Origin of the sequence: Halomonas sp. 5021, from assembly GCF_036663435.1 — a bacterium.
Taxonomy (GTDB): domain Bacteria; phylum Pseudomonadota; class Gammaproteobacteria; order Pseudomonadales; family Halomonadaceae; genus Vreelandella; species Vreelandella janggokensis.
In genome coordinates this window covers 138445-161319 of the sequence record NZ_JAXOVU010000004.1, presented here as the reverse complement: position 1 = coordinate 161319, position 22875 = coordinate 138445, and the positions used below count along the sequence as shown (strand labels likewise).

Below are 22875 nucleotides of genomic sequence, written 5' to 3'. Positions count from 1 at the left end.
TGACAGACGCCTTGCTGTCATCGCTTATTCACCTGCCTGTCTTAGGCATGTCATCCCTGTCGTCCAAACTGCTCTGTAAATAGACAAGAGGGCGGATCGCACATGCGGCTTTGCATCGTCAGCGAAACATGGGCACCGGAAATCAATGGTGTCGCACACACCTTGAGTCGGCTTAGCCGCGAGCTTGACCGCCATCAGGTTCTTATTGATGTGATTCGGCCAAAGCCCCCGCTTGCCGCCAAGGCAACTCACGCACGGGCCGAGCTACAGGTACCGCGCTTTGCCATCCCGGGCTACCGCGACGTTCAGGTAGGCTTTTGTCGCCCCGCGACTTTGCGCAAGTTCTGGAAAGAGCAGCGCCCCGATGTGGTTTACCTGGCCACCCAAGGCCCGCTGGGCTGGTCGGCACGCTTGGCAGCACGGCAGATGGGCATTCCGCTGGTGGCGGGCTGGCACACCAATTTCGATCATTACTGTGGCGATTACGGCGTTCCCTGGCTCGCCTCGGCCACCCGCCGCTATTTGCGTTATTTCCATAACGGTTGCGGGTTAACCCTGGTGCCTACCCAACTGCAGGCCAGTCAACTTCGCCAGCAAGGCATCCACGACGTCGCGGTGATGTCACGCGGCATCGATGGTGAGCGTTTTTCCCCTGCCCACCGCGACCCTGAATTACGTCGTGCCTGGGGCGTTAACGACCATCAGCCGGTGGCGCTTTATGTCGGGCGGCTCGCCGCCGAAAAAAACCTCGCGTTGCTACAGGAAACCTATCACGCCATGCGCAACGTCCGCCCGGACATGGCCCACGTTATCGTGGGCGATGGCCCGGCAAAGGCCCAGCTTGAAAGCGCGCTCCCGGATGTCCATTTTACCGGTTTTATTGATCCCGACGCGCTTGCCCGGCATTACGCAAGCGCCGACCTGTTCATCTTCCCCTCGCTTTCCGAAACCTGGGGCAACGTGGTCAGTGAGGCCATGGCCAGCGGGCTCGCCGTGGTGGCCTATCGGCACGCGGCCAGCGCCGAGCTGATCCAGAGCGGCTACAACGGCATTACCGTGCCCATCAACGACTCGGCGGCCTTTAGTCAGGCGGCGGTGACCCTCTGCCAACACCCGGCGGACTATGCCAAGTACAGCCGCCTCGCCCGGCTGAAAGCCCTTGAGCAAAGCTGGGCGGGCATTGCCCGGCAGTTTCTTGATTATCTTCAAAAGGCCCAGGAGGCTTATCATGCGACCCCGCCCCCTCGTCGTATTCGATCGTCTTGATTTGCTGGAATGGCAGTTTTGCCAGCGCGTATCGCGCCTATCGCTCTACCGGCCCTGGCGCATGACACTCCAGGCTGCCAGCCGGTTGGGTGATTGGCCGGTCTGGGTGCTACTGATCCTAGCGCAACCCTGGCTGCAGCCTGACGGCGCCTGGCGAGTGCTGCAGTACACCCTGATTGCCAGCGTCGCCATCGCCATTTACCGGCTGGTGAAAACCCGCCTGTGCCGTGAGCGGCCGTATATCACTTATCGCAGCGGTATTCAGTGCAATGCACCGGCCCGGGATCGCTATAGCTTTCCCAGCGGGCATACCATGCACGCCGTGATGTTCAGCGTGCTGGTCGCCGCCCACACGCCGTGGTTACTGCCAGTGGTCATTCCCCTGTCGGTACTGATTGCGATATCCCGGGTGGGCCTGGGCCTGCACTACACAAGCGATGTGATTGCCGGCGCCGCCATGGGCTATGGCTTTGCGCTGCTCAGCCTTTACCTGATGGGCTAGTCGGGGAGCGATAAGGCATCGATTAGACGCAAAAAAACCACCTCGCCGGAACAAGGTGGTAATTTCGCATCGTCGTCATTCCATGACACTGATGTTTAGCGCCTCCTTATGCTAAAACGGAGAGTGCCCATTCCTTTGAATGTTCCATTCATTATCACTCGGGCTTCCTGCCTTCCTTTTACTGCCGTGACACTCCCCTGACCCGCTTTACCTTTCTACTGCTTACCTTTCTACTGCTTACCTCTCTGCTACTTTTCCTTCCAACCTATTACCTTTTGACTGACCAGCTTCCCATTACCTTCCAACACGAGATCAACCTTTCCTACGTAACGACTTTACCTGCATAACAACGTTTCTGAACCCAATGATTTGACCTTTGTGACCGTGACTTTAATCAATGCGAATAAACAAGCTTCCTTATCATTTCGCATACACACCTAATGAGGCAGGCATCAGGCCAACTTCGCTTAAAAAAATTAAAAAACCAATTAAAACAATATCTTAAATAAATGCCAAAGGGTTCATTTGCGGCGACGACGGCACACAAAAAATGTGGCGTAATGACACATGCGACAAAATAGCATGGTGATTAGGATAAAGAGGTACATACTGCCAGTGTCGCTAAATGGCTAACGTTTGCTAGTCTAGCTAATACCCCCTTGAAGGGGGTGACCACCTGAAAGGAAGCTTCTATGAAACGCATGACAGCTCTTGGCATTCTTAGCATCACCATCTTACTGTTAGTGAGCGGTTGCAATACCATTCGCGGGGCGGGTGAAGACATCGAGCAAGGTGGAGAAGCTATTCAACAATCAGCGAGTTAACGACATTATGCTAACGGTCTACCTATCACATGGCTTGGAAAGCGGCCCCGGCGCATTGAAAATGCAGGCGCTGAAAGGCATTGCCGAAAAGCTCGACGACTGCGAGGCCGTCGTGATGGATTATCGAGACCAACCCGACCCCCAGCAACGCCTAAAGCATCTTTTGGCGACGCTGTCGGCGCGGGGTGACAACCCTGAGTGCTGCGTCTTTGCCGGCTCAAGCCTGGGTGGCTGGCTAAGTGCAGCGGTCAGTTCACAGCAGCCCGTACTGGGCTGCTTTTTATTGGCCCCGGCCATTGGTCTACCGCATTATCCGGAAACCGCCCCCACGCTCCAAGCCAGTTGCACTCACGTGATTCACGGCTGGCAGGATGACGTGATTCCCCCTCGCCCGGTCATTGACTGGGCCGAACGGCAGCGCCTGTCGTTGCGCATGCTGGACGACGATCACCGCCTCCACGAAAGCCTTGACACCTTGCTCAGCGACTTTGACGCCTTCCTGATGCGATGCAGCGCCGTCCTGCACGCCAGTACAATCGCCTGTTCACGCCGCTAGCCGCTAAAGGTAAGGAGTAAAGGTGTCGCAGCATTAGACAAACACTCTCCAAGGGTGTACAAACAATGTACACACAGAAGGAGAGCGTCCATGTTTGGCCTTTTCAAGCGCGACCCCAAAAAGAAGCTACAGCAAGACTACGAACGCAAGCTGCAAGCCGCCATGGAGGCATCACGCAACGGTGACATGCGGGCAAATGCCACCTTGACGGAGGAAGCCGATGCGCTGCTCGCTGAAATAGAACGCCTGAAACAAGAAGGCAAGTAACGTAAGCTCATTGCGGCTTGCGCTACTCGTCCGCCGCCAGCGCAGGCAGCAGCGTTTTCAGTTTGCGGGTCAACGTATTGCGCCCCCAGCCCAGTAATTCTGCGGCCTCGCCCTTACGCCCGCCGGTGTGCTTGAGCGCGGTTTCTATCAAGATGCGTTCGAAATCCGGCACGGCCTCTTCCAGCAAATGGGTGTGGCCTTCTGCCAGGGCGTGATCCGCCCAATCGCGAAAAGCGCTCCGCCAGTCACCGTGGGCACTTGACTCAGAGGCGCTGGGTGCGCGCAATTCCGCGGGCAAATCTTCTACCAGCACTTCACGTCCCGAGGCCATCACCGTCAGCCAGCGGCAGATGTTTTCTAACTGGCGAACATTGCCCGGCCAGGGCAGGCGGGTCAGATGTGCTTCCGCTTCGGGGGTCAGCACTTTCACATCCGTGGACAACTCTTTGGCCGCCTCGGCCAGAAAGTGACTCGTCAGCCTGGGGATATCCTCACGGCGCTCGGCCAGCTTCGGCAAGTGGATGCGAATGACGTTCAGGCGATGAAACAAGTCTTCCCGGAAGCGCCCATCGTCGACCAGTGATTCAAGGTTCTGGTGGGTGGCCGCGATAATCCGCACGTCGACTTTTGTCGGCGTATGCCCCCCCACGCGATAGAACTCGCCGTCGGCCAGTACGCGCAGCAACCGCGTCTGGGTTTCAGCCGGCATATCGCCAATTTCATCCAGAAACAGCGTGCCGCCATTGGCCTGCTCAAAGCGCCCCTGACGCTGTGAAGTGGCACCGGTAAAGGCCCCTTTCTCATGGCCGAACAGCTCGGACTCGATCAAGTCCCGCGGAATCGCCGCCATGTTCAGCGCAATGAACGGCTTGCCCTGGCGCGGGCTGTGCTGATGTAGCGCCTCGGCAACACGTTCTTTACCGGTGCCCGACTCGCCATTGATCAGCACGGTAATATGCGAATGAGACAAACGCCCGATCGCCCGGAAAACCTCCTGCATGGCAGGGGCTTCACCGATAATTTCCGCGTTGAGTCCCTCCGGCACCGTGACCGGGCGCTGACGTTCGCGCGCATGGGCAATGGCACGACGCACCAGCGCCAGCGCCTCATCCACGTCAAACGGCTTGGGGAGATATTCGAAGGCGCCGCCTTGATAAGACGCCACGGCGCTGTCCAGGTCCGAATGCGCGGTCATCACGATCACCGGCAAATCGGGGTGGGCCTCGCGTACCCGGGCCATCAGGTCCAGGCCATCAATTCCCGGCATGCGAATATCGGTAACCAGGACATCCGGCGGACTCTCGAGCAAGCGGGAAAGGGCCGTGTCGGCACGCTCGATACATTCAACCTCGAGATCGGGTTGCGCCAGCGCACGTTCAAGTACCCAGCGAATCGCACGGTCATCGTCAACAATGACGACCCGCGCAACATCATTACGGGCAGGCTCTGTCATGACGCTTCTCCGGTGACATTAATAACCAAGGGAATCAATAAACGAAATTCGGTGCGCCCTGGGCGTGAGTCGCATTCGATCAGTCCTTGATGTTGGTGCAAAATTGATTGGGCGATCGACAGTCCAAGCCCGCTGCCTTCGGCACGGCCCGAGACCATCGGATAAAACAGGGTTTCTTGCAGGGAGCCGGGAATGCCGGGGCCATTGTCGATAATGCCCACCTCGCTGACCAGGCGGTGCCGCTCGGCGCCCAACGTAAACTGGCGGCGCGCACGGGTGCGCAGCGCCAGCGTCGGTGTCGGCGTCTCGGCATCGCCCATGGCCTGAACCGCATTGCGGGCCACATTCAGCACCGCCTGGATCATCTGCGCTTCATCGCCGAACAGGTCCGGCAGGCTGGGATCGTAATCCCGTTGAATATCGACCCACGGGTGCTCAGCGATCAGCAATGAACGCACACGTTCGAGCACCTTGTGAATATTGACCGGCTCGTGTTTGACGATGTAATTGGGCCCCAGCATGGAATCCACCATGTCCCGTAGCCGGTCAACTTCTTCGACGATGATATGGGTAAATTCACGCAGCGCCGGGTTATCCAGATCGCGTTCAAGCAACTGCGCCGCGCCACGAATACCACCCAACGGGTTTTTGACTTCGTGAGCAAGGCCGCGCGCCAGCACCTTGATAGTTTCCTGGCGGGTGGTGAGCGCCTCCTCGCGGGAAATCTGCATCAGCCGGTCGCGGGGCTCGACCTCCAGCAACAGTTCCGTGTCGGACAGGGGGGTTACCGTATAGTCGACGGTGAGCGGATCGCGATTCAGCGGCGTAATGCGCGCCTCACGCTGGGTAAAGGGATGAAACGCATCGCGGGCTTTGGCCAACACCTCATCGATGCTTTCATCACCGCCCAGCATCTCGTCCAGGCTCATTCCCCGCACACGGCTGAGGCTAACGGCAAACAACGCCTCTGCGGCAGGATTCATCCAGCACACATTGAGGCGGCCGTCCAGCAGCAGCACCGCCGTGGTGAGGTGTTCAAGTAAACGCTGGTGCATGGTGGTGTCTTGCAAAGTCGCCTCGTCCATTATCTTGGGTCAGCCTTCCGCTGGAAAGATGTAGAGAGAACTGCAAAAAGCGCGCCAAATGGGCCAGCGTGCTGATTTGCACGGCACTTGCGCCGTGTGGCGGTGCATGGCGAGTCGTTTTAGCGCAGGTCATCGACGCTTCCAGCGACCACATGCACCATAATGGCGCATTGGCGCTATTCTGCCACCACAATCGTCACCGTGTTTGTGCGGTGCTGCCGTCGCCCATGGCTATCCAATAGCTCAGCCTGAAGCCGATGCCGACCGGCGGGCAAGTTTGCCAACCAGAACACATCGCTGTGCAGCGCCGACTGGCTAAGCTTGCCATTCACCCGCAGCTGTACCCGATGATCATCACGTAACCGGGGGCTAATACTCAGCATTACCGGCGTGTCGGCACCCACCTCGGCGCCATCGCTTGGCGAGCGAATCTGGAAGCGGTCGTAAGGCATGAAGGGCTGGCCAGGTGAGGTGGCCGGTGGCTCATCGAACCTCTCGGCGTATTCGCTTGGCAATCCAGGCAACGGCGCCAGCTCAAGCGCTTCCCCACCCTCGCTCGGGGTGTCGGAAAAGGTGACATTGCCGTGTTCATCGACCACTCGATAGACGGTTGATGATGCAGCCGTAACATCCACCCATACGGCCAGCACCAGACCAAGGCCGATGCCCCAGCCTTTGGTCCGCGCCATTAACACCTTGCGCAACATGCGTCCCCCTCAACTAAAAAACCCCGCCGTGGCGGGGTTTAGGATCATCTGCACCACATAGGTGAGATTAGCCGCTGTTGTTAGCAGCTATAATACATATCAAACTCGACCGGATGCGTGGTCATGCGGATCCGCTCCACGTCTTCCATCTTGAGTTCGATGTAGGCATCGATCATTTCGTCGGTGAACACGCCACCTTCGGTCAGGAAGGCCCGGTCGGTGTCCAGCGCTTCCAGCGCCTGATCCAGGCTGCTTGCCACGGTGGGTACCGACTTGCCTTCTTCCGGCGGCAGGTCGTACAAGTTCTTGTCCATGGCGTCGCCAGGGTGAATCTTGTTCTTGATGCCGTCGATACCGGCCATCAGCATCGCCGCAAAAGCCAGGTACGGGTTGGCCGTCGGGTCAGGGAAGCGGGTTTCAACACGCTTGCCTTTCGGGCTGGCCGTGTACGGAATACGAATGGATGCCGAACGGTTACGGGCACTGTAAGCCAGCATGACCGGTGCCTCGAAACCCGGTACCAGGCGCTTGTACGAGTTGGTAGAAGCGTTGGTGAAGGCGTTCAGGGCACGGGCGTGCTTGATGATGCCGCCAATATAGTAAAGCGCCATTTCGGAGAGACCCGCGTACTCGTCGCCTGCGAACTGGTTGGTACCGTCCTTCCAGAACGACTGGTGAACGTGCATGCCCGAACCGTTATCACCCACCAGCGGCTTCGGCATGAAGGTTGCCGTTTTGCCGTAGGCATGCGCCACGTTGTGGATCACATACTTCATTTCCTGAACTTCGTCGGCTTTCTTCACCAGCGTGTTGAACTTCACACCGATTTCGTTCTGACCAGCGTTGGAAACTTCGTGGTGGTGAACTTCTACCGACTGGCCGATCGCTTCCAGGGTGTTACACATGGCACCACGGATATCGTGGAAGCTGTCGACCGGTGGAACCGGGAAGTAGCCGCCTTTAACACGCGGACGGTGGCCCAGATTGCCACCTTCTACCTGGCTGTCCGTGGCCCATGCACCTTCTTCAGACGTGATCTTGTACATGGCGCCCTGGATGTCGGATTTCCAGTGGACTTCGTCAAAGATGAAAAACTCGGGCTCAGGACCGAAGAAAGCCGTGTCGCCAAGACCGGTTGACTGCAGGTACGCCTCGGCGCGCTTGGCAATGGAGCGTGGGTCACGGTCATAGCCCTGCATGGTGGCCGGCTCGATAATGTCACAGCGCAATACCAGCGTGGCATCTTCAGTGAAGGGATCGAGATAGGCAGTGCCATCTTCGGGGCGCAGAATCATGTCGGATTCGTTGATGCCCTTCCAGCCGTTGATGGACGAACCATCAAACATCTGACCGTTTTCGAAAAACTCTTCGTCCACATCGCGGGCAGGCACGGTCACGTGCTGCTCTTTACCGCGGGTGTCGGTGAAACGCAGGTCTACCCACTTAACATCATGCTCTTCAATTAGCGCGAGAGTCTTGGCTGACATAGTGTCCTCCGGTATGAGCGTGGCTTAAAGCTAATGACAGTAAGCTACCAATAAATGTTGTTCGACATGTCGCGTGCATCATGGCACGCCTGCCTTGCTTATTCACTCAACGTTTGTCCGTTGCCATCAACAGAACGTCTAGCGATAGAAACCGGCTAATGTTGTAGCACGCCGCCAGGCGATTTGCCTATGACCTACTAGCCGCTACCGCAAATAATGCAGGTTGCGTGCCAATCTTGCACCAATATGGCATAAAATAATGGCAAATAGTTGTTTTTAAATGACTTTAAAAATCACTCTGGTGCCACTTCATGTTGCATATCAGGCATAAACGTCCATTCAAAACCCGATGCCGCCAACTATTGCACCACAAATAAGCAAGAACGGACTTAATTGCACCATAGAGGTGCACTCGATATTACAGCCAAATCCACCCGCTTAATTTACTTGCGCGCCAAACGGTAGAGACTATAGTAAACTTTTATACACAATCAGTTACAATAAGCAAAAACCAGACACATAGACCGGAGGGCAACCCATGAAGTCGGTCTGCTTTATTATCGACACCAGCGTAACGGGTGCCCAACTGCCCCGCCATTTACGCAACATTCACCTAGCAGCCGCCGACCATCCCGCTTTCACACTGCAGATAACCAGTTTGCTCCGTGACCCCCGGTTAACCCTGATGGAGCAACGCTTCGCTGCCCACTGCACCACCCTGCCGGGCACCGCGCTGGGTGCGCGGCTGAACCATGCGGCCGCCACCAGTCAGGCCGAATGGCTGGTGTTTGCCATCCACGCCAAGGCCCTGCCGGTGACCCTCTGGGTGGCAATGTTTCCCATGCTGGATAGCTACGGCGTGGATGCCGTCGCGCTCGGCCCCAGTGAGCCCACCTTTCCCGCACGCCTGTTACAACGCTTTTTAGCCTCAGCGCTACAATCGCCGCCCTACATAGCGGTTCGACGGACGTGGTTGGAGCGCCTGGGCGGCTTCGACCCCGACCTTGACCGCAGCGCCCTGCACGACTTCCTGCAACGACTGCATGCCTGCCCCACCCGCATTCATACGTTGACCAACGACAATGCCACCACCTCGCCAGGGGCTGCCTAGTGCAAGGCCACATTCAGTTTCTTGCCAAACATCATCGCCCCGATTCTGGATGTATTGACCACCTTGCTTAGCACGATACAACCCGTCATGCTCACCAACGCAAGCATTACGGCGTAAACCACGATGGGCAGCGATAAAGGCGCGATGATCAGGTCGGTGGCGATGAAAAACATCGGATGCGCCAGATAGATGCCAAACGAATACACATTGATCTGGCGGACCCAATTCGGTGCCGTATAGCCCTTGAGCTGACGTGTGGCGCAGAGCGTAAACAACACAAAGAACGGAATGACCCAGACCTCTTTTGATGTAAAGGCCGGCAGGTGGGCAAGTGTTGCCACACCAAGCCCAAGTACAAACAGGCCCAGGCAGGCCGGGTGGGCCAGATACTTCATCCACTGCGGTCGCTGGGCTTTGATGCCATTAGGGGCCAGCGGGTAGTAACGCACGAGCACCAACGCCAGGAAAAACAGGTAAAGCCAGCCCAGCGGCGCCACCCAGAGCAGATACCCCGGCGGATTGACGCCCTGCCAGTACGCCGTTCCCCAGTAGGCCATGCTGATCAGGCAGGATAGCCACAACCACGGTACCGGGTTGACTCGCCAGAGGCGCAAGCGGGTAAACAGCCAATAACCGACATAAAACTGCATCGCAATGATCAGGAAGTAACCGTGCCAGCCGGCATAAACAAAATACTCAACGGCATTGGCCCAGAAGTTGACCGGGTCACCTTCTGCCCCCCTTTTCGCCCACTCCGCCGTTGAATAGATAAATCCATAAACGAAATACGGCAGCATGACGTATTTGACCCGCTGGCGTATGAACCCTTCAGGCACCGCTTTATCGTAGCGAACGGCAAAGACGAACACCGAAATAAACAGGAAAATCGGCGTCCCCAATACCAGGGGGATACGCATGAAATCAGTAACGAGGTTGTCGACGTACTTGTTGACCTGGTCCATCAAGTGGAATAAAAAAACGGCTATACAGCCGTAAGCTCTAAGCCAAAAGATTTCTTCCACTTTCTGCATGAACCCTCCCGCCACGTTGTGTTGCGCGACGCCGACGCATTAGCGTCTTGAACATCCCACCCCGTGAGTTGTCCGACCCCGTTAGAACACGAGAATTCCCGACAGACGAGGTGCTCATGAGGAAACGCCCACTTTGGCGGCTCGGGTTCATCAGCCTGTTTGGTTTACTCGCGGGGCTGTTGGCGGCCACTTCAACCGCCCTCGCCAGCAGTGTGGAGCGACACCATTTCGATTCGCCGACGTTGGGCAACCCCTACCCCTACACGGTTTACCTGCCTGATGGCTATGCTGAAAACAGCAACACCGTCTACCCTGTGGTTTACCTCCTGCACGGCTCGTTTGGTAACGAACGCGACTGGCTGGCCAAGGGCAATTTGCAGCAGACCGCTGACCGGTTGATTCGTGCCGGGCACATTCCGCCCAGCGTCTTCATCATGCCCGGCAGCCGCAGCTGGTGGGTCGATGGCCATAACGAAGCGGCCCGCAGTGCCTTTTTCAACGACCTCATGCCCCATGTGGAAAACCACTACCGTGTAGGCGACGAGCGCTCGATGCGCGGCGTGGGTGGGCTCTCGGCCGGCGGTTTTGGCGCGATTAACTTCGCCCTGGAGCGCCCCGACCTTTTCGCGGCCGTCGCCGCGCTCAGTCCCGCGAGCTATGTGCCTTTTCCACCCAACAACTCCTCTGCCAACCGTCACCCTGCCTTTCTTGACGAGCAGGGCGAGTTCGACCGCCAGCTTTGGCAGCAGTTGAACTACACCGCGCACCTTGAAGATTACCGCATCAAAGTGACGCCTCGCCCCTTGGAAGAGCATAGCGACGTGCCCCACGTTCCCATGTATATCAGCGCAGGGCGCAGTGATGTATATGACGCCGAGTTTCACGCCCGGCAACTGCGCCAGGCCATGGAAAAGATTCAACCTACCTCAGTGCATATGGACCTTTACCCCGGCGGCCATACCTGGAGAGTCTGGCGGGCCAGTCTGCCCGCAGCGCTTAACTTCATGTTTCAACACGTCGGACAGCCTAACCAGGGCGAAAGTAGCGAATAAGTAAGCTACGCTAATATAACGATATTTATCTTTGTTGCTTGCAACGCACCACGAAGAAGGAGTTTTCTATGCATCGGCACATTGAATGGGATATGCCAGGCAGCGCCAGCGTTGCGCACCATTACGCCCAGGATCCCAACCACGACGCCAGACCGCATACCGGTGATATCATCTCCGCCCGCTACCAGGGCTGTTCGGTTCGAGTCGACGTGCAAAGCTACCAGGAAGACGAAGCGGTAAGCATCGGCCCGGTGGTAGCGATCATTGGCCCCCAGGGCCAGCGCCTGGACAGCCACGGCAAGCTCCACAAAGGCGACATCGTCCGCCTCCCTGACGACAAGCGTGCCATGGAGCCGAGTCCTGAGGAGTGAGTTTTATTCCTTGGTAGACTGCCTGGGCTGCAGCGAACGGTACGGTCGAGTCGATGGACCGCTTCTTCCATTTCTGAGCTGCCTGGGCGGCAGCTAACGAGTTGGGCTGTCGGGTCGACTGTTCAGTGAATTTCTGAGCTGCCTGCACGGCAGCGAACCCCTCATCATCGCCGAAGCGGCTGGTGCCCTCTTTCTGAGCTGCCTGCACGGCAGCGAACGATAACCGGCGACGATCCACCCGACACGCTCATTTCTGAGCTGCCTGCACGGCAGCGAACGTGATTTCGTAGAATCTCACCGTGTTAGTTGTTTTCTGATCTGCCTGCACGGCAGCGAACAAGAACCTGTCCCGCTCACCGGTTTTGATCTCTTTCTGAGCTGCCTGCACGGCAGCGAACCAAGCCGCCGCAGCCTTCTATAACCAGTTCCTTTTCTGAGCTGCCTGCACGGCAGCGAACCTCCAGTTGAACTGGCGACCTGCTTGGCGGAATTTCTGAGCTGCCTGCACGGCAGCGAACGTAGTGATACAGCGGCTCGTTCTTACCGACACTTTCTGAGCTGCCTGCACGGCAGCGAACCCGATGGTCGGCGCGCGATCCTGGTGCTACGTTTTCTGAGCTGCCTGCACGGCAGCGAACGACAACTCGGGCGATTACGTTGATCGCTTCGATTTCTGAGCTGCCTGCACGGCAGCGAACATATCGGGGTGTTGTGCCGAGATGCGCTCAAATTTCTGAGCTGCCTGCACGGCAGCGAACTTTTGTTAGTCCAGCACAGTGGGCGAGACTTCTTTTCTGAGCTGCCTGCACGGCAGCGAACCGTGGTGTCCTTGATATCGAAACCGGCAGCCTTTTCTGAGCTGCCTGCACGGCAGCGAACGTCCTCGCCATCGCCTCGCTGTTTTCTGCCTTTTTCTGAGCTGCCTGCACGGCAGCGAACGTCGCGGAAAAATTCGCTTTTGTGCTCGCTTATTTCTGAGCTGCCTGCACGACAGCGAACATTACGATTGGGCATGTCTCAAGAGGCTATTGTTTCTGAGCTGCCTGCACGGCAGCGAACTGGCAAGGCGGCTGCGGCGGCCGCCGGTAATGTTTCTGAGCTGCCTGCACGGCAGCGAACGACAAGCTGACCAGGTTTATCGATTACTTTGTTTTCTGAGCTGCCTGCACGGCAGCGAACGCTTCAAGCGCTGTCTGTAGCCCGCCGTTTTTGTTTCTGAGCTGCCTGCACGGCAGCGAACCCCAGCCGCTTCTAAAAACGCCAGCTGCTCCATTTCTGAGCTGCCTGCACGGCAGCGAACTTCACACCGTTATAGAGCTTAAAACGCCGTGGTTTCTGAGCTGCCTGCACGGCAGCGAACCGGCAAATTCCCAAGCCGCCTAGCGTCACAGATTTCTGAGCTGCCTGCACGGCAGCGAACAGCGGACACAAGCCACTGCTTCAACTCTATCTTTTCTGAGCTGCCTGCACGGCAGCGAACATTGCACTCTCACGTAGCAGTAACGAGCATGATTTCTGAGCTGCCTGCACGGCAGCGAACCAAGCCCCATACTGCCAAGGGCTTCTCATTCTTTTTCTGAGCTGCCTGCACGGCAGCGAACCGTTGCTGGAGAGCTATTACACGGCTGGCGCTTTTCTGAGCTGCCTGCACGGCAGCGAACTACGGCGTCGTACATGGCCAGCAGGTCATCGATTTCTGAGCTGCCTGCACGGCAGCGAACCACGGCGGTGACCATTTCGGCGACCATTTCGTTTTCTGAGCTGCCTGCACGGCAGCGAACCTTGAAAGTGGCAGCTATACCCTTTTCGTAATTTTCTGAGCTGCCTGCACGGCAGCGAACTGATTGCGAGTCGAACGTTTGCCATGCGCTGATTTCTGAGCTGCCTGCACGGCAGCGAACTCGATCAGCTTGGCGGTCATGCTGTTGTTGCTTTTCTGAGCTGCCTGCACGGCAGCGAACCAGATGCGCCACCATCAACTGATAGGCGTACTTTTCTGAGCTGCCTGCACGGCAGCGAACCCACTACTGACGTTGTTACGTTTCCGATTGAATTTCTGAGCTGCCTGCACGGCAGCGAACATCAGGCGGGCGACGTCGTGCTGCATGATGCTTTTCTGAGCTGCCTGCACGGCAGCGAACACCAGCTAGACGCATGGCGCGACGAAGCGCGCTTTCTGAGCTGCCTGCACGGCAGCGAACGAACTGGATAGACGAAATCGAGTATTGGGGATTTTCTGAGCTGCCTGCACGGCAGCGAACTTGTCGGCGGCGGCGGGTCAGGATCTTCGTATTTTCTGAGCTGCCTGCACGGCAGCGAACTGCTATACGACGGCACCGACGAGCTGCGCGAATTTCTGAGCTGCCTGCACGGCAGCGAACGAAGTCAGGGAGAAGCGAGGCCCGCAGGTGGATTTCTGAGCTGCCTGCACGGCAGCGAACTAATCGTAGACTGAGCGCGCAAACTTGCCCATTTTCTGAGCTGCCTGCACGGCAGCGAACGGTAGTTGATAACCAAGTCTCTGCTTGATCGATTTCTGAGCTGCCTGCACGGCAGCGAACGCCTCGGCGTAGAGCTTGAGTGGATCGACTTTTTTCTGAGCTGCCTGCACGGCAGCGAACGGTCAAAGCTACGAAACCCGCGACGCGCTCAGTTTCTGAGCTGCCTGCACGGCAGCGAACAGATCGGCGCACGCAGTCAACTGGAAGCCATCTTTCTGAGCTGCCTGGGCGGCAGCTAACAGGATGGGCTGCCCCCGGTGGGGATGGTGTGTTTTCTGAGCTGCCTGGGCGGCAGCTAACTGCCTGGGCGGCAGCTAACATAGCCCTCACCAATTAGCGCATGCTGATTCCTTTCTGAGCTGCCTGGGCGGCAGCTAACGAACGCCCGCCAGAACCGCTGGCTAGGCTCGGTTTCTGAGCTGCCTGGGCGGCAGCTAACATGATCGATGAGCTCCTGGTGCGCTTCCTTTTTTTCTGAGCTGCCTGGGCGGCAGCTAACCTGATCCCGGCGCTGGAACGCCAAGGCATGATTTTCTGAGCTGCCTGGGCGGCAGCTAACAGCTGGATACGGCTGGGCGCGACGGCGCAGGATTTCTGAGCTGCCTGGGCGGCAGCTAACATGGTCGGCGTCGATGAAATCAAAGGCCAGAATTTCTGAGCTGCCTGGGCGGCAGCTAACAGACGGGAAGCTTTGCCCGGATGGGCATTGGCTTTCTGAGCTGCCTGGGCGGCAGCTAACTCCTTCATCCACTCTTTAGGGATTGTCTTATCTTTCTGAGCTGCCTGGGCGGCAGCTAACCCGAAAGAGCCAGCGGACATTTACACGCTTATTTTCTGAGCTGCCTGGGCGGCAGCTAACTGTTCGAGCAGGCCGCCCAGCAAGCCGACGACTTTCTGAGCTGCCTGGGCGGCAGCTAACGGTCAGCTCATCGTTAATAACCATCTTCATTATTTCTGAGCTGCCTGGGCGGCAGCTAACGGAGGTGACCTATGGATAAGGCCGATATTGCATTTCTGAGCTGCCTGGGCGGCAGCTAACGTTGAGCTCAAAGGCAGCTACTGGGATTTGGCTTTCTGAGCTGCCTGGGCGGCAGCTAACGATAGCATTACGTCAATCGACAACGGTGTGGTTTTCTGAGCTGCCTGGGCGGCAGCTAACTGCTGTAGTAATCCGGCCATGAGGATCTCCTATTTCTGAGCTGCCTGGGCGGCAGCTAACGCCCTCAAGAAGCGCCCACGCGCGGCCATTGATTTCTGAGCTGCCTGGGCGGCAGCTAACCGCCCTGTGAAGACGTCGCATGTCCGCATCGTTTTCTGAGCTGCCTGGGCGGCAGCTAACCTGGAAATATGACCGTTACTGTAACGCTGGATTTTCTGAGCTGCCTGGGCGGCAGCTAACCGGAGACACGCTTATGGGAGCGCTTTGTGTATTTTCTGAGCTGCCTGGGCGGCAGCTAACGCGTTGGCCGTTTCGAGTGCGCGGCGCGTTTCTTTCTGAGCTGCCTGGGCGGCAGCTAACATTCGGCGCGTTTGCCGCCACACCGTGACGCTTTTCTGAGCTGCCTGGGCGGCAGCTAACCTGGGCATCTTTGCCGTGGGGCTTGCCGTGCTTTTCTGAGCTGCCTGGGCGGCAGCTAACGCTTCGTCATGCTCTTGCGTGGTCGCTTCTACTTTCTGAGCTGCCTGGGCGGCAGCTAACACTTATGGCGCGTCACCTTGGCATCGCTAGACTTTCTGAGCTGCCTGGGCGGCAGCTAACGTGGATTACAACGGTATCTATCAGCCGTTTGTTTTCTGAGCTGCCTGGGCGGCAGCTAACTGGTGGTGTGTCCGACATGTTAGACCCTGACTTTTCTGAGCTGCCTGGGCGGCAGCTAACGGGTGTGATCGGGGCATGATGTGGCTTTCGTATTTCTGAGCTGCCTGGGCGGCAGCTAACTTCCAGCCATTCAAGCAGGTCAGCCGCCTCACTTTCTGAGCTGCCTGGGCGGCAGCTAACGTACTGTCGGGCAATCGCACTGCATCATCCCTTTTCTGAGCTGCCTGGGCGGCAGCTAACTTTATGCTTTAGCAATTCGTGCATGTCATCGTTTTCTGAGCTGCCTGGGCGGCAGCTAACTTTCACGGCAATAAAAAAGACCCCTCGGCAAATTTCTGAGCTGCCTGGGCGGCAGCTAACGCCCTGATGACATCGTGCTGACGATTGCCGCTTTTCTGAGCTGCCTGGGCGGCAGCTAACTAGGGATATTTGAGTCAATCACTAACTACCCTTTTCTGAGCTGCCTGGGCGGCAGCTAACGTTGGATTGCTGCCCATGACGCGGCTCATCTGTTTCTGAGCTGCCTGGGCGGCAGCTAACTGGTCAAGACCGCTCAGCGGGTTCGCCCGCGTTTCTGAGCTGCCTGGGCAGCAGCTAACGTGCCGCTTGAGCCGGTAACGGAACGTTTTTTTTTCTGAGCTGCCTGGGCGGCAGCTAACTAGGCTTTGGCGTTGCCAGGGTTTCCCTTGATTTTCTGAGCTGCCTGGGCGGCAGCTAACTCAAAGCTGAGGCAGGCCCGCGAGCGCTTGCATTTCTGAGCTGCCTGGGCGGCAGCTAACTGGTTTTCACGGTGGTCATAGTCATGCTCCTGTTTCTGAGCTGCCTGGGCGGCAGCTAACTGAGCGGCTAGATGGATGCACTGTGTACGTGTTTTCTGAGCTGCCTGGGCGGCAGCTAACCTGATGCTCGTTTAGCTCTTCTACGGCCTTCTTTTCTGAGCTGCCTGGGCGGCAGCTAACGGCTTACGATCTCGAGTTTGGCGTCAGCTTCATTTCTGAGCTGCCTGGGCGGCAGCTAACAACGTGATGACGGCGTTCAAGCTGCAGGCGTCTTTCTGAGCTGCCTGGGCGGCAGCTAACCGACCCGTTTAGGATTGACGACTTCGCAGATGTTTCTGAGCTGCCTGGGCGGCAGCTAACTTCCCGCCCTTTTGCCAGTGCGACGCCTGCCATTTCTGAGCTGCCTGGGCGGCAGCTAACTCGAGGCTGGCGATGAGCCGGAACCGGAAGAATTTCTGAGCTGCCTGGGCGGCAGCTAACTGCCGTGCCTGATGAGGCCGCCGGCAGCGACTTTTCTGAGCTGCCTGGGCGGCAGCTAACCCTGTGCCTGTTATTTACGGCCGCGTGCGGGTTTTCTGAGCTGCCTGGGCGGCAGCTAACGGAACGGCTATGCTTTTAGTAGCGCTGTTAATTTTCTGAGCTGCCTGGGCGGCAGCTAACCTGACGCTGAGCTCGGCCCAAAAAAGCACGATTTTCTGAGCTGCCTGGGCGGCAGCTAACGCGCGGCTAATCCGCGAATGCACCCAGCGCTTTTTCTGAGCTGCCTGGGCGGCAGCTAACTTATGAAAATAACGCAACGCTTACGGCTTTGTTTTCTGAGCTGCCTGGGCGGCAGCTAACTCTTCCTTTCCACCATAATCCGCATGGCGAGGTTTCTGAGCTGCCTGGGCGGCAGCTAACCTGCCCAGGAATGAGCGTCACGCCCATGGCCTTTTCTGAGCTGCCTGGGCGGCAGCTAACTTCCCCTGTGACGGGTTGGTGTCACCCTCGCCTTTCTGAGCTGCCTGGGCGGCAGCTAACCCAAGGACTGCCCCATGACCAAGACTGCCAAGTTTCTGAGCTGCCTGGGCGGCAGCTAACAAGCCCAGCAGGCGGCTGAAATGGCCCAGCAGTTTCTGAGCTGCCTGGGCGGCAGCTAACAACACGCTGGGCAACAAAACGCAACAAATGGTTTTCTGAGCTGCCTGGGCGGCAGCTAACACAAACAAGAAGCAGATTCAGAAGTGGCTTGATTTCTGAGCTGCCTGGGCGGCAGCTAACTGGTAGCGTTGCCGCTTCGATTCCATGGGTCATTTCTGAGCTGCCTGGGCGGCAGCTAACGCGGCTACGTCAATCACTCGTCTGATCGTGGCTTTCTGAGCTGCCTGGGCGGCAGCTAACATCGGCAAGCACTACAAGATGTTCACGGACAATTTCTGAGCTGCCTGGGCGGCAGCTAACTAAGGGGATGGTGATGCGATATATCTCGGCAATTTCTGAGCTGCCTGGGCGGCAGCTAACTGCGAAAAGTCCAGTGAGGGCTCGTCTGTGGTTTTCTGAGCTGCCTGGGCGGCAGCTAACGAGATCAAGGCAGCGTCGGAGCGCACCCACGATTTCTGAGCTGCCTGGGCGGCAGCTAACATCGTCACCACAGAGCACCAGTTGCGCATTCGTTTCTGAGCTGCCTGGGCGGCAGCTAACGCCCAGTCTCGCACGTGGCCTCGCTTGATCTCTTTCTGAGCTGCCTGGGCGGCAGCTAACTAAGTAGTATTTCTTTCAATGTGTCGTCTTCTTTTCTGAGCTGCCTGGGCGGCAGCTAACCCAATGATGTATTTCTTCCGTCCGCGGCCGTATTTCTGAGCTGCCTGGGCGGCAGCTAACGTTTGTGCGCTGCTGCGCTGCGCTTGATTGCTTTTCTGAGCTGCCTGGGCGGCAGCTAACTATTGATTGACCTACTTATTGAGCGGTCAGAAGTTTCTGAGCTGCCTGGGCGGCAGCTAACTAGAGCTTATCAAAATTAATGTGCTGATTGTTAAAGAGCTTTGGCCGAAAAAAGCGGTATCACCCTTTTTTGAGCGATACCGCTAAGTGATTGATTATTGGTATCCTATTCTCATGGTGAAAAAAAGGGTCAAAACCAGGGCACCGTAGCGTTAGGACTTAATCCGTAATGGCTAAACGTGCCCTCCGTTGCAGAAGCGGCCGGTTTGCCATGTTCAATAAACAGGCTGAAACGCTGCTGAGTGGAGCGGCTATTGATCTGTACAAAAGGAAGCTCAATACGCTGTTCAGCCAACTTGGCGTAAATTTGCCGCGCTTCGTCTTCCGAGATGTCATGCCGCTTGGCGTAGCGTTTGGCTCGGCTTGGGCTTCCCGTATTGAACTGCTTACGCGCCACGTTGATATGCTTAGCACTAGCAGGCACCGTAAGCACGTCGCTAACCTGGGTGTGATCGCGCATGCCGATTAGCCAATTTGCACTCATTAGCTGCTGCAAACGCGCTTGCGTGCCATGCAAGCGAAGGTGATTACCCAGTGTGCGGGCGCGTACACCGTGCTTATGGTCAGGGAAGCTAACGCCTACATCTTCGGCCTGTAAATCAAACAGCGCCCGGTGCAGCTTGTTATAAAGCGCGCCCATTAACATTGCTGGAGCAAAGTCAGGGTCGGGCCTTAAACGAATGTCGATATAGTGATCCATGGTTTACCCCGCTTCGCCGAATACACCGCCGCGAATCAGGGTCGCCATTACAAAGTGCTGGTCTTCCTTCGTAGGCACTTTATCCTTGATCATCCAGTTATCTAACAGAGAGTAGAAATCGGCCTTCTGCTTAGGCTGGCGGTACGCTTTACCCTGGGTAGTCACCGAACCATAAGGTTCCACGGCAATAGGCCCAAGGTCCTCATCGTTCTCATTGGGGTACCAAGTATCAATGGTGCGAATGGCGTTACCTAGTTTCTGCGAGTGAATACCGGCAATCTTGCTGACATGATAAAGCGTTTTACTCTTATCCCCCCGACCCCGCTCGAGAATCAATTCTTGCGAAGGGAACACCTCCTGGCCGCTACCCACGCGCGCATAGGCGACCACTTCAAGCAGCAGGTGCTGTTCACCCGCCAACGCGGAGGCGATAACACCGGAGAGCTCTTTAAGCTCGGTGGTGTCTTCAAAGGCTCGCAACGAGAGCGAAAGAGCATCAAATGTCCACTCTTTGGTAGCTTTGCCCTTTTCCAGTTGGCGAACACTGACCTCTACCTGTTCTGCCCCCATGCGATTGCGCCACAGGAAGCGGCCATTGGCGAGGTTATTGGCATAGCGATGCGCCAGCTCGCCGAAGCCCTGTACTTGTTTATACTCGGCAACCGCCTGTTCCAGCTTGGCTTGGTACTCAGCGTTATTACAAGCAGAGGGCGTTCCGGCACCAGCCAAAACGCGCAGCGTAAAACGGGCGACCAAGGTGTCGGCATTGTGGGGCAGCGTGGCGACATCAACCGTTTGCAGGTTGGGATTTTCAATCTGAGCATCCAGCTTGGCCGGGTCTTGGTCTTTGGCTTTCAGGCGGTTGGAAATGGTGCCACGCACCGATTTTTCGCGTACTTCTACCGGCTGCCACTGCTGATTATCTTGCCTTTTTTCCCAATTGCTGGCGTAAAGCAGCGCATCGGAAGGGTCAAGTTTGCGCTCAAAGGCGAGGACGGAAGCGGTTTTAAGGGTATCGTTTTTAGCCATGATAAAGCTCCTTGTTTACTGTGCTGAGGCGCGAAGGTGGTAATCGTTATTGAGTCGGTAGAGTCCCGCTTCTTCGTCGTTGTCAACGTACCAAAGCAGGTCTTCAGGTTGCTTCATGCGGTGCGGGCTGACCCATTCACCAATGGAGTAAAGGCTTTCAACAAAGCGAAACGGAGTCTTGGCATCGCGAGCATTGGCCACTTCACCAGGATTAAAAAGATCGGAAATGGCGCCATAACCCACGGGGATAGGCACCAGCCAGCCGCGATAGGGGCGCTGCACCTGCCAAACAGACTTCTCGTTGGATTCACCTTCATTTTCCAGGGCGCAATAGTGGTTGAGCCGTGAAAGGTCTAACCACGCATCCATCAAACTGGCTTCCGGATTTTGCTGTTGCAGCGTTTGGTGATGTTCGATGAGGTAGTCATCGCGCAGGGTTAGCGCAAAGCCCGGCAGCCAGCGGCGCTTTAGGCGGGCGAACTGCTTTTGCCGTTTTTCTTCATCGTCATCAAGCGTGACACATTGTGGGCGTTGCTTGTGGCTTGGCACGGCGCGGTTAGGAATGACGCTGCCACCGGCAATACGCATACCCGCAACGATCTCACCGATTTGATGGGCAATATCTTCATGCTCACTTTCTGTAGCAGCACTATCCATTGAGAAGATCAGAGTGATATCAAGATGAACGCGCCCTTCCTCCACAATCGCTGCTGTACCACCCGATTTATCTACCGGGTTGCGGGTGAGATGAAAGCCCCGAATGTAACCGCCCTCAGTGGCTTGGGCTTCAAAGTCGTGGCAAATAACCCCAACACGGCCTAATGAAACGGGAAGACTCGAATCTGCTAACTTCCTCTCCAGAGCATGCATCAAACCTACAAAAGCACTCATGGCGGGAAAGCCCCAGGTCATTGGGCTGGAAATCGCGTTGGCGTTTTGCACCCGCAGGCGCGGCAGGACTAGGAAGTTTTTCACTTCACTCATCGTCATCACCTCCTGGCAGGTTGTGTAAGGCTTCCATTAGGCTTTCCATCCATCGACAGTCACGATCCTCCAGGCGTTGATGGGTAGCATCTTTCGCCAATGTTTTCTGCCAGTGACGAAATTCCACATCGCCTAATGGGAGCTTTTCACCCAACGCTGCGTTGAGCCAGTTAGCAAAACGGTGGCGAATCTCTTCTGCCCACTCCACGCTGTTTCGAGCTTCACGAAAAGGAATATCCTCTTCAGCGCGGCCAGGATCTAGCCAGAAGGCTTCTTCAGCGACCAATTCACATTTTTCATCGTCGCTCCAACCCGCAGGTAGGCTATGCATCTGCATGGCAAACAGCGCCAGCTCATCCATCAGCATGGCCGTGTAGTCATCGCGCAGGTCTCGGGTGTGCATATCCGTGGAGGGATCGGTCTCCAGAAAGCGCTTGAAGTCTTTAACAAGGGAGCGCACTTCTGACCGGCTGCCAAATACACCGGGGTGAGAAAACACAGAGGCTACTTTTAGCGGCGGGCGAATATCACGCACATTCCAGCTAGGCGGAAGCGATGCCAATAAATAGTTGTTACCACCCCGCTCGCTATTAAGTTGCGAGATATTTTGCGGCTTGGTGCCGCCCATTTTTTGTACGGCCAGGTCAGGGTAGCTGTGTACAGGTTGTTCAGCGTATTTGCCTTCCCGCTTGGCTTTACGTGCTTCTTTGGCGTCTTCGCTAAAGCGGTCATAGTTAATGGTTTGGAATACGCGATGGGCCAGCGAGGTGGCATAGAGCGGTGCTAGCAGATGGAAATTCTCAGCATCATTTTCCACGTCTGCGGCATCATCCCCCACCAGCCAATAGAGCTGTTTGCCCCGGGTATGTGAGGCGTGCTCACCGCGCGGCTCGGTAATCGCCGCAAAGGCGCTGATCCATGCATGGGCTTGTTCGGGATTGTCGTTTAACGCTTTGGCAAAATCGCTGTCATCTTCTAGCGCACGCTCAAGCAGCGACTTTCCCTCGAATTGCAGCTTCAAGAATTTATACACATCCAGGGCTGCGGCGTTCCCTACAACATCCCCCGCAAAATCGGCAGGTAGTACATGACTGCCAACAAGGTTGTGGGTATGTAGTGATTCAGGTGGAGCGTAAAGGTTGGAGCCTTTGGCATCGGGGTGAATAGGCTTGAGGGAGTGGGTAACGACTTGCAGTTGGCCTACGCGGCGTGCCGCATCGTTGATCCAGGTATCGAATTCGAACTGCTCAACCAGTGCATGGTATTTCGGATCATCGGGAGCTAGCTTTTCCGCCTTGGTATCGAAGCGCTCTCTTAAGAAGGCTTCAATCCCAGAGCGAATTTCCGCTGCTCTGCTATTATCTGCCATAC

Annotated in this window: 17 protein-coding genes and 1 CRISPR repeat array; of the genes, 8 read left to right on the top strand and 9 right to left on the bottom strand. The window is 56.7% G+C overall.

Going from position 1 to position 22875, the window contains the following annotated elements:
• The first annotated feature begins 102 nt into the window (after positions 1-102).
• From R3F64_RS09355 to R3F64_RS09335, 5 genes are all read left to right on the top strand, one after another.
• On the top strand, positions 103-1266 hold the full coding sequence (locus tag R3F64_RS09355) for a glycosyltransferase family 4 protein (RefSeq protein ID WP_264825332.1): 1164 nt from the start codon (positions 103-105) through the stop codon (positions 1264-1266).
• On the top strand, positions 1229-1768 hold the full coding sequence (locus tag R3F64_RS09350; RefSeq protein WP_264825331.1) for a phosphatase PAP2 family protein: 540 nt from the start codon (positions 1229-1231) through the stop codon (positions 1766-1768). The genes R3F64_RS09355 and R3F64_RS09350 overlap by 38 nt, the downstream gene beginning before the upstream one ends.
• A gap of 692 nt (positions 1769-2460) precedes the next feature.
• Positions 2461-2592, top strand: a complete 132-nt coding sequence (locus R3F64_RS09345; protein WP_085917652.1) for an entericidin A/B family lipoprotein — start codon at positions 2461-2463, stop codon at positions 2590-2592.
• 7 nt (positions 2593-2599) lie between these two features.
• The gene (locus R3F64_RS09340) at positions 2600-3148 is read left to right on the top strand and encodes a YqiA/YcfP family alpha/beta fold hydrolase (protein WP_085917651.1); all 549 of its coding nucleotides are present in this window, start codon (positions 2600-2602) and stop codon (positions 3146-3148) included.
• Between the two features lie 90 nt (positions 3149-3238).
• On the top strand, positions 3239-3415 hold the full coding sequence (locus tag R3F64_RS09335) for a DUF6435 family protein (protein WP_139839340.1): 177 nt from the start codon (positions 3239-3241) through the stop codon (positions 3413-3415).
• A gap of 22 nt (positions 3416-3437) precedes the next feature.
• Here R3F64_RS09335 and ntrC read toward each other — a convergent pair whose 3' ends face one another.
• The 4 genes from ntrC to glnA form a co-directional block, all read right to left on the bottom strand.
• Positions 3438-4868 carry a nitrogen regulation protein NR(I) gene (gene ntrC / locus R3F64_RS09330; protein WP_085917650.1) on the bottom strand — a complete coding sequence of 477 codons (1431 nt, stop codon included), beginning with the start codon at positions 4866-4868 and terminating at the stop codon, positions 3438-3440.
• The gene (gene glnL, locus R3F64_RS09325; RefSeq protein ID WP_085917702.1) at positions 4865-5923 is read right to left on the bottom strand and encodes a nitrogen regulation protein NR(II); all 1059 of its coding nucleotides are present in this window, start codon (positions 5921-5923) and stop codon (positions 4865-4867) included. Before glnL ends, ntrC begins: the two co-directional genes overlap by 4 nt.
• Positions 5924-6129: 206 nt before the next feature.
• Entirely contained in the window at positions 6130-6660 is a 531-nt protein-coding gene (locus R3F64_RS09320) for a DUF4124 domain-containing protein (RefSeq protein WP_332611054.1), read from the bottom strand.
• Positions 6661-6740: 80 nt separating this feature from the next.
• Positions 6741-8147 carry a glutamate--ammonia ligase gene (gene glnA / locus R3F64_RS09315; RefSeq protein ID WP_085917649.1) on the bottom strand — a complete coding sequence of 469 codons (1407 nt, stop codon included), beginning with the start codon at positions 8145-8147 and terminating at the stop codon, positions 6741-6743.
• Between the two features lie 538 nt (positions 8148-8685).
• On the opposite strand from glnA, the gene R3F64_RS09310 reads away from it, so the two are divergent.
• On the top strand, positions 8686-9258 hold the full coding sequence (locus tag R3F64_RS09310; protein ID WP_332611052.1) for a hypothetical protein: 573 nt from the start codon (positions 8686-8688) through the stop codon (positions 9256-9258).
• Here the strand turns inward: R3F64_RS09310 and R3F64_RS09305 are convergent.
• Positions 9255-10289, bottom strand: a complete 1035-nt coding sequence (locus R3F64_RS09305; RefSeq protein WP_332611050.1) for an acyltransferase family protein — start codon at positions 10287-10289, stop codon at positions 9255-9257. The two genes, R3F64_RS09310 and R3F64_RS09305, sit on opposite strands and share 4 nt — an antisense overlap.
• A 116-nt stretch (positions 10290-10405) precedes the next feature.
• On the opposite strand from R3F64_RS09305, the gene R3F64_RS09300 reads away from it, so the two are divergent.
• Positions 10406-11341: an alpha/beta hydrolase gene (locus R3F64_RS09300; RefSeq protein WP_268902101.1), complete on the top strand. Its 936-nt coding sequence runs from the start codon at positions 10406-10408 to the stop codon at positions 11339-11341.
• A 68-nt stretch (positions 11342-11409) separates the two neighbouring features.
• Positions 11410-11712: a hypothetical protein gene (locus R3F64_RS09295; RefSeq protein ID WP_085917645.1), complete on the top strand. Its 303-nt coding sequence runs from the start codon at positions 11410-11412 to the stop codon at positions 11710-11712.
• A 70-nt stretch (positions 11713-11782) separates the two neighbouring features.
• Positions 11783-18792: direct repeats of the CRISPR family, unit length 28 nt; unit sequence TTTCTGAGCTGCCTGGGCGGCAGCTAAC.
• Positions 18793-18921: 129 nt separating this feature from the next.
• Here R3F64_RS09295 and cas6f read toward each other — a convergent pair.
• Genes cas6f through csy1 form a run of 4 tightly spaced genes read right to left on the bottom strand, consistent with a single transcriptional unit; the run spans position 18922 to position 22873 of the window.
• Positions 18922-19491, bottom strand: a complete 570-nt coding sequence (gene cas6f / locus R3F64_RS09290; RefSeq protein ID WP_332611048.1) for a type I-F CRISPR-associated endoribonuclease Cas6/Csy4 — start codon at positions 19489-19491, stop codon at positions 18922-18924.
• Between the two features lie 3 nt (positions 19492-19494).
• Positions 19495-20520, bottom strand: coding sequence for a type I-F CRISPR-associated protein Csy3 (csy3, locus tag R3F64_RS09285; RefSeq protein ID WP_332611046.1), 1026 nt, complete (start codon positions 20518-20520; stop codon positions 19495-19497).
• Between the two features lie 15 nt (positions 20521-20535).
• A complete protein-coding gene (gene csy2, locus R3F64_RS09280) occupies positions 20536-21504 on the bottom strand; it encodes a type I-F CRISPR-associated protein Csy2 (protein WP_332611044.1) in 969 nt (322 codons plus the stop codon).
• Positions 21497-22873: a type I-F CRISPR-associated protein Csy1 gene (gene csy1, locus R3F64_RS09275; protein ID WP_085917641.1), complete on the bottom strand. Its 1377-nt coding sequence runs from the start codon at positions 22871-22873 to the stop codon at positions 21497-21499. The genes csy2 and csy1 overlap by 8 nt, the downstream gene beginning before the upstream one ends.
• Positions 22874-22875: the final 2 nt, after the last annotated feature.